This is a genomic window from Rhizobium ecuadorense (assembly GCF_001187535.1).
In the GTDB taxonomy this organism is placed as follows: Bacteria; Pseudomonadota; Alphaproteobacteria; order Rhizobiales; family Rhizobiaceae; genus Rhizobium; species Rhizobium ecuadorense.
Genome location: NZ_LFIO01000347.1, coordinates 1 through 229 on the forward strand (window position 1 = coordinate 1; position 229 = coordinate 229).

1 protein-coding gene is annotated in these 229 nt (G+C 55.9%); it reads left to right on the forward strand.

The genetic code is table 11. The features are described 5' to 3' along the window. Positions 1–229, forward strand: a 229-nt coding sequence (locus AF337_RS44195) for a hypothetical protein (RefSeq protein ID WP_210168042.1), incomplete at both ends; no start/stop codon positions are given.

A 229-nucleotide genomic window follows, 5' to 3' on the forward strand; every position in this document is an offset into this window, starting at 1 on the left:
CAACAAGGCTTTCGCCCGCGAAAAGGTTGCGTTGCCGCCCGCATGTTAAGGATTTTCGTTGAGCCGGGTAAATCTCAGCTGCCGGCTGGCGATCTGCGGCAACGCGCAGCCGAACGGCGATGCCGCTGGAATGGGCCGATTCGGCCGGTTCAAAAGCAGAATGTCGCTCAGATCCTCGATTCCGGCAGGAAATTATTTTTGCTAAATATCGCGAAATCGATCGGTGGCA